This window comes from Yoonia maritima (genome assembly GCF_043641945.1).
GTDB classification, from domain to species: domain Bacteria; phylum Pseudomonadota; class Alphaproteobacteria; order Rhodobacterales; family Rhodobacteraceae; genus Yoonia; species Yoonia maritima_B.
The window spans coordinates 86188-96095 of record NZ_JBHZRX010000010.1; the positions used below are offsets into that span (position 1 = coordinate 86188).

Annotated in this window: 9 protein-coding genes; 7 read left to right on the forward strand and 2 right to left on the reverse strand. The window is 52.1% G+C overall.

Features of this window, described 5'->3' with window-relative positions; all coding sequences use genetic code 11:
* Positions 1-153: 153 nt before the first annotated feature.
* From ACHUEV_RS17405 to phoB, 7 genes are all read left to right on the forward strand, one after another.
* A complete protein-coding gene (locus ACHUEV_RS17405) occupies positions 154-1137 on the forward strand; it encodes a sensor histidine kinase (RefSeq protein WP_394182162.1) in 984 nt (327 codons plus the stop codon).
* Between the two features lie 117 nt (positions 1138-1254).
* Positions 1255-2295, forward strand: coding sequence for a substrate-binding domain-containing protein (locus ACHUEV_RS17410; protein WP_394182140.1), 1041 nt, complete (start codon positions 1255-1257; stop codon positions 2293-2295).
* Positions 2296-2361: 66 nt separating this feature from the next.
* Positions 2362-3564: a phosphate ABC transporter permease subunit PstC gene (gene pstC, locus ACHUEV_RS17415; protein ID WP_394182142.1), complete on the forward strand. Its 1203-nt coding sequence runs from the start codon at positions 2362-2364 to the stop codon at positions 3562-3564.
* The gene (gene pstA, locus ACHUEV_RS17420) at positions 3561-4880 is read left to right on the forward strand and encodes a phosphate ABC transporter permease PstA (RefSeq protein WP_394182144.1); all 1320 of its coding nucleotides are present in this window, start codon (positions 3561-3563) and stop codon (positions 4878-4880) included. Before pstC ends, pstA begins: the two co-directional genes overlap by 4 nt.
* Positions 4881-4892: 12 nt before the next feature.
* A complete protein-coding gene (pstB, locus tag ACHUEV_RS17425) occupies positions 4893-5693 on the forward strand; it encodes a phosphate ABC transporter ATP-binding protein PstB (protein ID WP_106354334.1) in 801 nt (266 codons plus the stop codon).
* Positions 5694-5705: 12 nt separating this feature from the next.
* The gene (phoU, locus tag ACHUEV_RS17430) at positions 5706-6413 is read left to right on the forward strand and encodes a phosphate signaling complex protein PhoU (protein ID WP_394182146.1); all 708 of its coding nucleotides are present in this window, start codon (positions 5706-5708) and stop codon (positions 6411-6413) included.
* 5 nt (positions 6414-6418) lie between these two features.
* Complete coding sequence (phoB, locus tag ACHUEV_RS17435) at positions 6419-7105, forward strand: phosphate regulon transcriptional regulator PhoB (protein ID WP_394182148.1); 687 nt, start codon at positions 6419-6421, stop codon at positions 7103-7105.
* A 44-nt stretch (positions 7106-7149) separates the two neighbouring features.
* Here the strand turns inward: phoB and gndA are convergent, their stop codons facing one another.
* Both gndA and ACHUEV_RS17445 read right to left on the reverse strand, forming a co-directional pair.
* Positions 7150-8559 carry an NADP-dependent phosphogluconate dehydrogenase gene (gndA, locus tag ACHUEV_RS17440; RefSeq protein ID WP_394182150.1) on the reverse strand — a complete coding sequence of 470 codons (1410 nt, stop codon included), beginning with the start codon at positions 8557-8559 and terminating at the stop codon, positions 7150-7152.
* A 112-nt stretch (positions 8560-8671) separates the two neighbouring features.
* Entirely contained in the window at positions 8672-9694 is a 1023-nt protein-coding gene (locus ACHUEV_RS17445; RefSeq protein WP_394182152.1) for a calcium/sodium antiporter, read from the reverse strand.
* Positions 9695-9908: the final 214 nt, after the last annotated feature.

Sequence of the window (9908 nt, forward strand, 5' to 3'; positions counted from 1 at the left end):
TCGCTGATGCAGTGACCACGTGGCTGGTTACCTTTTGTTGCGTAATAAGAGTGTTGGCGCAAACAGTTTTTGACGTTTAAACACGCTAACTGACAGTATTAAGGACCTATTTTGACTTATATTCACATTGCAGACGTAATTACGGCGATTCCGATGCCTGTTATGGTTATTGGACGCGATGACCGTGTGGGTGCGGTTAATCCGGCGCTCGAAAGTATTTTAGGCACGGGGCTAGTCGGAAAACACTATATATCTGCCTTGCGCCAGCCCAGCGTTGTCGAAGCTATTACAACCTTGCGGGGTGGCGGGGCTGCGGGAACTGTACGTTACATTAGCCGCGATGGTGCAAAGGATACGGTGTATCGTGTTACTGTGTCACCAGCGGGGTCAGACATTGTCCTTAGCTTTGAAGATCAGACCGCATCAGAGGATGCCGGTAAAATGCGTCGTGATTTCGTGGCTAACGTCAGTCACGAATTACGGACGCCACTGACTGCGCTCATGGGTTTTATCGAAACGCTGGGCGGGGCGGCACGTAATGATGCAGCAGCACGTGACCGGTTTCTAGGGATCATGGCGCATGAGGCAAGCAGGATGACCCGGTTGGTCGATGACCTGCTGTCGCTGTCGCGCGTCGAAGAAGATGAACGCGTGCGTCCACGTGAACATGTCGATCTGCCAGCCTTGTTAAATTCGGTCATCAAAGGTCTAGAGCCGCAAGCCGCTGATGCAGGCGTGACTGTGGTTCTGGACACTGCGGATGGCAGCGAGATGGTACAGGGTGATGCTGGTCAGTTGGTTCAGGTGTTCACCAACTTGATTGAAAACGGAATCAAATACGGGGCGAGCGGCGGGATCGTTAAGGTAACGATTCATCCGCGTGCCATGGATCTTCGGCTTCGAGCGCAGGCGGTGCAAATCAGCATTGCCGACAAAGGCGAAGGTATCGCGAGCCATCATATCGCCCGCTTAACGGAACGATTTTACAGGGTTGATAGCCATCGTTCGCGCGAAGTTGGGGGAACAGGTCTTGGTTTGGCCATTGTGAAACACATCGTAAACCGGCATCGCGGTCGTCTTCTGATAGAAAGTGAAGAAGGTTTGGGAACGACGATCTCAGTTTTTTTACCAATTTAGTAGCTGTCATAAAACTTTTACATTAATGTCACAAAAGCTTCGAGCGCCGCTTCTAGACGGAGCGCAATGGTTGCGCGGCTCGCGTGTAACTGATGTTTGACTGACTGGAGTGATTTGATGTCGATCATGAAACTGACTGCGACAACCGCAGTTCTTGCTGCCCTTACCGCAACTTCTGCTGCTGCACGTGACAACGTTCAGGTTGCTGGTTCTTCCACTGTGTTGCCATACGCATCTATCGTGGCTGAGGTATTCGGCGAAAACTTTGACTTCCCAACACCGGTTGTAGAATCAGGTGGTTCATCTGCTGGCCTAAAGCGCTTCTGCGAAGGCGTTGGTGAAAACACCATCGACATCGCAAACGCGTCACGCGCCATCAAATCTTCTGAGGTTGAAGCTTGTGCCGCCGCTGGTGTTACAAACATCATCGAAGTTCGTATCGGTTATGATGGCATCGTGTTTGCCTCTGACATCAACGGCAATGGTTTCGAATTCACACCTGCTGATTGGTACAATGCTTTGGCTGCCGAAGTTGTCGTAGATGGCGCATTGGTTCCAAACACTGTTGAAACATGGGACCAAGTAAACCCTGCGTTCCCGGCACAGCCGATCCAAGCCTTCATCCCGGGTACAAAGCACGGCACACGTGAAGTATTCGAAGAAAAAGTGATCCTTGCTGGCTGTGAAGAAAGCGGCGCAATGGAAGCGATTATGGGTCTGAACGGCGGCGACGAAGATGCAGCCGAAGGCACATGCATGGCGATCCGCACTGACGGTCGTTCAGTAGACATCGACGGCGACTACACAGAAACATTGGCGCGCATCGAAGCTGACAACAACGGCATCGGCGTGTTTGGTCTGGCTTTCTATGAAAACAACACAGACAAGCTGCAAGTTGCGACAATGTCCGGAGTTATTCCAACAACCGAAAGCATCGCTGCTGGTGACTACCCTGTGTCACGCCCACTGTATTTCTACATTAAGGCTGACCACATCGGTGTGATCCCAGGTGTAAAAGAATTCGCTGAATTCTTTGTATCTGACGATATTGCAGGCCCAGACGGCCCATTGGCTGAATACGGTCTGGTCTCTGATCCAGAGCTAGCAGCGGTACAAGCGACTGTTGCTGACGAAGTTACTATGGGCAGCGGCTCTTAAGTTTACTATTAGCATGGGGCGCCACTCTGGTGCCTCATGCGAACCCTTTATACGTTGGAAACGATCATGCAATCGCTGACCCTTCCGCTTCTTGTGATTCTAGGCCTGACCATCACAGGTTACTTCCTAGCCAAGACGCGGGCATTGCAAGTCGCTGGCGGAGACATCCGCAAGTTGGTTTCACTGCCCAAACAACATGCCCTTAATACTGTTCTTGCCACTGCGATCCCGCCACTTGCGGCGATCGTTTTGTTTTCGCTGTACCGTCGCCTCGCAGAGGCAGAGGGGTCTTGGCTGTTTACGCTTGTCGTAATTGCCTTGGCGGTGACTGGCTTTGCGCTTTCACTTATCGGTATCAAAACAGAAACCCGTGCAAGAACCTTTGCAGAGCGTTGGATCATGGGGCTGTTGATTTTTGCTTCAACCATCGCAATTCTGACGACGGTTGGCATTGTGTTTTCCATGCTGTTTGAAACGTTCAACTTCTTTGAACAATACGACTGGCGGAACTTCTTCTTTTCGACGAATTGGTCACCTAACTTCCGCGGGAACTCTGATCTGGGTATTTTACCGCTTCTTTGGGGTACGCTTTATATCAGCTTTATCGCGCTTACCTTTGCGGTGCCTATTGGCCTGTTTGCAGCGATTTATCTGTCTGAATACGCAAGCAGTCGTATGCGGTCTGTCGCAAAGCCTGCGATTGAAATCCTCGCCGGTATCCCGACGATTGTATACGGTCTTTTTGCGCTGGTGACAGTGGGTCCGTTCTTGCGCGATTACTTTGCTTCACCACTGGGGTTGGGGCAAAGCGCATCGTCAGTGATGACCGCTGGGCTTGTTATGGGCATCATGCTGATCCCATTCGTAAGTTCACTGTCAGATGACATCATTAACGCTGTGCCTCAGGCGATGCGCGATGGGTCATTTGGGCTGGGTGCCACGAAATCCGAAACCATCCGTCAGGTGGTTATTCCTGCGGCGTTGCCCGGGATCGTTGGTGCAATCCTGTTGGCTGCATCACGCGCCATCGGCGAGACGATGATCGTGGTACTTGGGGCAGGGGCCGCCGCGCGGCTTTCGCTTAACCCATTTGAGGCGATGACGACCGTCACCGTTAAAATCGTTAGTCAGCTGACTGGTGATACCGACTTTGCTAGCCCAGAGACACTGGTAGCCTTTGCACTTGGTTTGACATTGTTTGTCATCACCTTGGGCCTCAATGTCTTTGCGCTGTTTATCGTGCGTAAATATCGGGAGCAGTACGAATGAGCACCTCTTTGCTAACAACGGACGCACGCACAAAAAAGCGAAACGCAGCCGAGGCACGTTTTAAGGCTTATGGGCTGGGCGCGATCATCGTTGCGATGTTTGCACTCGTGATCTTGCTGACATCGGTTTTAGGCAACGGCCTAAGCTCCTTTAAGCAGACGTTCATCGCCCTTGAAGTGGAACTGCCCGAAGACAAGCTGGATAAATCGGGCGTCCGCGATCTTGCGGTGATGTCCAAGGTCACCACCATTGGCTACGCTCCGATCTTGCGCAACGCACTGCTGGCGACATTGGCCGAGCAGGGCATCGAAACCGAACTTTCGAACAAAGAGATCAGCAATATGATCTCAAAAGAAGCCGCCGCAACTGTACGTAACCGCGTTCTGGGTAACCCAGATCTGATCGGACAAACTGTTCGTTTTGATGTGCTTGCCTCTGGCCGGGTTGATGGCTTTTTTAAAGGCCGCGTCACGATGGAAAGTGCCGCGCTTGATAACAACACATCACCAGAAGCATTGGAAATTGCCCAAGCTCTGGCCGATGCCGGCGTCATGCAGACAAAATTCAACTGGAATTTCTTCGTTTGGCCTGACGCATCGGACCAACGGCCAGAAGCTGCGGGTATCGGTGTTGCGATCCTTGGTTCGCTTTACATGATGCTTGTTGTGTTGTGCTTGGCGCTGCCGATTGGTGTTGCCTCATCCATCTACCTTGAAGAATTCGCTCCAAAAAACCGGTGGACTGATATCATTGAGGTCAACATCTCAAACCTTGCTGCGGTGCCGTCGATTGTGTTCGGTATTCTTGGCTTGGCGATTTTCATCAACTTCATGGAATTCAACCAATCATCGCCACTTGTTGGTGGTTTGGTTCTGACGTTGATGACATTGCCAACAATCATCATTTCAACACGCGCTGCGTTGAAATCTGTACCGCCGTCGATCCGCGATGCGGCATTGGGTGTCGGCGCGTCAAAGATGCAGTCCGTATTTCACCACGTTCTACCTTTGGCGGCACCTGGGATTTTGACAGGGACGATCATTGGCCTTGCGCAGGCATTGGGTGAAACCGCGCCTTTGTTGCTGATTGGGATGGTAGCTTTCGTACGCGAATACCCCGCCGCCTTTACCCCAGAAAGCGGTTTGTTTGGCGAAGCCTCAACCGCGCTGCCAGTACAGGTTTACAACTGGACACAACGTGCTGACCCTGGCTTTGTTGAGCGTGCATCCGGTGCGATTATTACATTGCTGGTTTTTCTGCTAATCATGAATGCGGTCGCGATCTACCTGCGTCGCCGCTTTGAACGACGCTGGTAGAGGAGAGCAAAAATGGAAGATATGATTCAAATGGACCGCACAATGAGTACCCAGCAAGACATCAAGATCGAAGCCAAAGGGGTTCAGGTTTACTATGCCGACAACCATGCGATTAAAGACGTAGATGTTAATATCGCAGATAAAACAGTGACGGCATTTATTGGCCCGTCTGGTTGCGGCAAGTCGACATTCCTGCGCTGCCTTAACCGGATGAACGACACGATTGATATCTGTCGTGTCGAAGGAAAGATCCTGCTCGACGGTGAAGACATCTATGATCCAAAGGTAGACCCGGTTCAGCTCCGCGCAAAGGTGGGCATGGTGTTCCAAAAGCCGAACCCATTTCCAAAGTCGATTTATGACAACGTGGCCTATGGGCCGAAGATTCACGGTCTAGCCCGCAACAAGGCTGACCTTGATGAGATCGTCGAACAGTCCCTACGCAAGGCAGCACTCTGGAACGAGGTCAAAGACCGCCTCAATGCGCCGGGCACCGGCATGTCCGGAGGCCAGCAGCAGCGTTTGTGCATCGCTCGCGCGATTGCCACAGCGCCCGAAGTGCTGTTGATGGATGAGCCATGCTCGGCGCTTGATCCTATCGCGACGGCTCAGGTCGAAGAATTGATAGATGAATTGCGCCAAAGCTTCTCGGTTGTGATCGTGACCCACTCGATGCAGCAGGCTGCGCGTGTGAGCCAGAAAACCGCATTTTTCCATCTCGGTAATCTCGTTGAATTCGATGATACCGACAAAATATTTACCAACCCACAAGACCCCCGCACGGAAAGCTACATTTCCGGCCGGATCGGTTAAGGAGCAGACCCGATGAACGAACATATTTCATCCGCCTATGACCGCGACCTTGAAGGGATCACCACGCTCATCATGAAGATGGGCGGCCTAGTCGAAGAGGCAATCTTGCGGTCAGCCAATTCGCTTGCTGATCGCGATGTGGAATTGGCCGAAACAGTCCGCAAGGCAGACAAAGCCATTGACGCACTGGAAGAGCAGATCAACGAAGAAGCGGCACGCACGATTGCCTTGCGTGCACCAGTTTCAAAAGATTTGCGTGCAATTTTGACGGTCCTGCGCCTGTCAGCCTCGCTCGAACGTATTGGCGACTACGCTAAGAACATTGCCAAACGTACCAGTGTATTAGTCGAGATGAGCCCCGTAAGCGGTGCCGATACCGCACTGCGCCGGATGGCCCGTGAGGTCGAGCAAATGTTGAAAGACACGCTTGATGCTTATTTGCGCGGTGATGCCGAATTGGCCGAAGTCGTGCGTCAACGCGACCAAGAAGTCGACCAGATGTACAACGCGTTGTTCCGCGAATTCCTGACCTTCATGATGGAAGATCCACGCAATATCACGGCCTGTATGCACCTACACTTCATGGCGAAGAACATCGAACGCATGGGCGACTTGACCACGAACATGGCTGAACAGGTCATCTATCTCGTCACAGGCGAAATGCCTGATGATGCGCGCCCCAAAAGCGACAAGACAGCGTTTGTAGCGGAACCAGGCTAAGACCGATGGCACAACAACCACACGTTCTTGTCGTTGAAGACGAAGCCGCACAGTGCGAAGTCCTTGCCTACAATCTAGAGGCGGAAGGGTTTCGCGTCACCCGCGCCGAAAACGGCGAGGAAGGGTTGTTGTGTGTCGAGGAAGATACGCCTGACGTTATCATCTTGGATTGGATGATGCCGCATTTGTCGGGGATCGAAGTGTGTCGCAGGCTTAAGGTAAAGTCAGAGACACGCGCGATCCCTGTCATCATGCTTTCCGCGCGATCAGAAGAGGTCGATAAGGTTCGTGGTCTTGAGACAGGTGCCGATGATTACGTGGTGAAACCATATTCAGTATCTGAATTGATGGCACGTGTGCGTACCCAATTACGACGGGTACGACCGGCAACAGTTGGTCAGGTTTTAACCTACGAAGACATCGTGCTGGATGCCGAAACGCACCGGGTCACGCGCGCAGAAAACCCTCTGAAGCTTGGTCCGACGGAATTTCGGTTGCTGACGACCTTTATGGAAAAACCGGGTCGGGTTTGGTCGCGCGATATGCTGCTAGATCGGGTTTGGGGGCGTGACATCTATGTCGATACGCGTACGGTCGATGTTCACGTTGGGCGTTTACGCAAAGTACTGACGCAACATGGTGGCGATGACCCTGTTCGCACGGTGCGCGGCGCAGGGTATGCGCTTGGTTAGACACTGAATGGTGTAAGGTGGGCCTTAGCCCACCTTTTTATTTCTTAGCTATTGCTGTTGCCCCAAGGGCCGTGGTGCCCAGAGCCACCGTCGGTACGTGCAAACCCGTGCGCACCAAAGAAGTCGCGCTGACCTTGGATCATGTTTGCAGTACCGCGTGCGGTGCGCATGGCGTCAAAATAAGCCAGACCAGATGACAAGGCGGGCAGGGCGATGCCGTGCAGCGCACCTTGTGCAACGACCTGACGCAGCGCATCGTGATTTGCTTTCAACTTGTCGGCAAAGATTGGCGCAAACATGAGGTTACGGGCTTCGTCTTCGCTAAGCGCGGAAGACATGTCATCCAGCATATCTGAACGAATGATGCAGCCTTCACGCCAAACCTTTGCGATTTCAGGCAAGGGCAGGGACCAACCGAATTCTTTCGAAGCGCTGTTGATCATTTCAAAACCTTGCGCGTAGCACAGGATTTTCCCAGCCATCAGGGCCTGTTCCAATGTATCGAGCGTCAACGTATCATGCGGTAGTTGACGTGGTGCAGTTCCAAACAACGCTTCGCCAGCTGCGCGTGTTTCCAACTGAGATGAAAGGTTACGCGCAACAACCGCTGCTTCGATCGCAGGGATTGGCGCGGCCAATAGTTGCCCTTCGATGACAGTCCAACGCCCGGTACCTTTTTGGCCAGCCGCATCAACGATCACATCCAACATCGGTTGACCTGTCTTCGGGTCGATCGCACCAGCAACTTTGCCCGAGATTTCGATCAAGTAGGATTTGAGCGGGCCAGCGTCCCATTTGGCGAATGTTTCCGCAATCGCTGCATTGTCCATACCCATGCCATCACGCATGATCCCATAGACTTCGGCGATCATTTGCATATCGGCATATTCGATACCGTTGTGCACTGCTTTGACAAAGTGGCCTGCACCACCTTCACCCATCCAAGTTGCACAAGGCGTATCTTCGTGCTTAGCGGAAATGGCTGTCAGGATATGTGCAACGCGATCCCAGTATTCACGCTTGCCGCCGCCCATGATGGACGGGCCAAAGCGCGCACCTTCTTCGCCACCAGAGACGCCAATGCCCAAGAATGGTAGATCACCTGCCTCGGCAGCACGACGGTTGGTGTCGTGAAAGTTCGCATTTCCTGCATCAATGATCAGATCGTTATCACCAAGCAGCGGGCGCAATGCGGCGATTTGATCATCGACAGGCTGCCCAGCAGGCACCATCAAAATAATCGAACGAGGTTCTGCAATTGACGCTACCAACTCTTCAAGAGTTTCGGTCGGCGTGATCTTGTCCGCGAGGTCACCTGCGTTTGCGTGGAAGCTTTTGGTGACTGTGCTGGTGCGGTTCCAGACAGCGATGTCAAAGCCGTTGTCAGCGATGTTCAGTGCCAGTGCAGCACCCATTGTGCCAAGGCCGATCAGGCCGATCTCTGCGTTGCTCATTTACGGGATCCCCGAGTAATACGATTTCGACAGTCGTATAGGCTGTCCGTACAGGGATGGAAACGGGGGTGACGGGAAAACTTACGTTGTTCGTAGTTTTCCCGACGTTGTTTTATGCCCCAGCTGGAATGATATATTGCGCAGCAGTAAAGGCGATGTAGGCAGCAACCATGACGATCCCGACGGGTTTGGTGATCTTGCCGACTGTAAGCATCCAAATCGAAAAGCCGACTGCGATACCGACGGTTGCCCAAAGCTGCATTCCCATCAAAACAGGTGTTACCTCTAGAGGTTTGATGATTGAGGTCAGTGCAACGATCGACAGAATGTTAAAGGTGTTTGATCCAATAATATTTCCGAGGATCAGGCCAACAGAACGCTTGCGTGCAGCCGCAATGCAAGTGGAAAGTTCTGGGAGGGATGTACCAAATGCAACAACCGTCATACCAATGATCGCCTCAGGCACACCAATCAACGTGCCAGTTACTACGGCACCTTTCACCAGCATCTCTGACCCAACCGCAAGCGCACAAAGCCCGCCGAGCAACACCAAAAGAGCAGCGCCCATTGATGAAATACCACATTCGTCATCGGCTTCCTCGATTTCGATATCAAGGCTGTCAGTTTTATACTGGTAGAAAACAAAGCCAGCGAGAATGCCGAACATGACGAGGCCCAGTGTGAAAGAAAAGACACCGACAAACATTCCATAGGTCAAAATAGCCGTCGCAAGCAGCATCATTCCGAGGTCTTTTATCAAATCCTTGGCTTTACCTTCGATTTGAAAAACGATCGCAGTAGCACCCAGCACCAGCAGAATATTGGCGATATTTGACCCCAAAACGTTCCCTAAAGCGATACCCGGAAACCCTTGAAGGTTTGCGTTCACCGATGTGAACAGCTCTGGCACAGATGTCCCGAACGAAATAATTGTCGCACCGATGAACAATGGCGATAGTCCGGTCCGCTCAGCAATAAAAACCGCAGCATCAATCGTCCAGTCGCCGCCTTTGATCAACAAAAATAGCCCAAACATTATCGCGCCAGCAGAGAGAACAAAGAGATCGTAACTAGGGAGTATCAATTTTGTTGATCCTGTAACTTCGAGTGTCGTCTGCGCACTTATGCATCGCATGCGCGCGCGTGAATACCCCAATCGAAACAGTTTTATTTTCAGTGGCAAATAATATTGCGAGGTATGGTGTGTGAATTCTTGTGAGGCTTACGATTGGCGCGAACCGCAATGCATCAATGTCGCCAAAACTCTTCGACGCTCGATTTGATCGTGTTCAATCCCCAAGACTCATCGTGCAAGCCAGAAACAGAACCCAAATTGTCGATCTCATAGG

Excerpts from the sequence above, each read along its gene's own strand:
- pstC (WP_394182142.1), top strand. The coding sequence starts at position 2,362 with ATGCAATCGCTGACCCTTCCGCTTCTTGTGATTCTAGGCCTGACCATC.
- ACHUEV_RS17445 (WP_394182152.1), bottom strand. The coding sequence starts at position 9,694 with ATGCGATGCATAAGTGCGCAGACGACACTCGAAGTTACAGGATCAACA.
- ACHUEV_RS17410 (WP_394182140.1), top strand. The coding sequence starts at position 1,255 with ATGTCGATCATGAAACTGACTGCGACAACCGCAGTTCTTGCTGCCCTT.
- phoU (WP_394182146.1), top strand. The coding sequence starts at position 5,706 with ATGAACGAACATATTTCATCCGCCTATGACCGCGACCTTGAAGGGATC.
- ACHUEV_RS17405 (WP_394182162.1), top strand. The coding sequence starts at position 154 with ATGCCTGTTATGGTTATTGGACGCGATGACCGTGTGGGTGCGGTTAAT.
- pstA (WP_394182144.1), top strand. The coding sequence starts at position 3,561 with ATGAGCACCTCTTTGCTAACAACGGACGCACGCACAAAAAAGCGAAAC.
- gndA (WP_394182150.1), bottom strand. The coding sequence starts at position 8,559 with ATGAGCAACGCAGAGATCGGCCTGATCGGCCTTGGCACAATGGGTGCT.
- pstB (WP_106354334.1), top strand. The coding sequence starts at position 4,893 with ATGGAAGATATGATTCAAATGGACCGCACAATGAGTACCCAGCAAGAC.
- phoB (WP_394182148.1), top strand. The coding sequence starts at position 6,419 with ATGGCACAACAACCACACGTTCTTGTCGTTGAAGACGAAGCCGCACAG.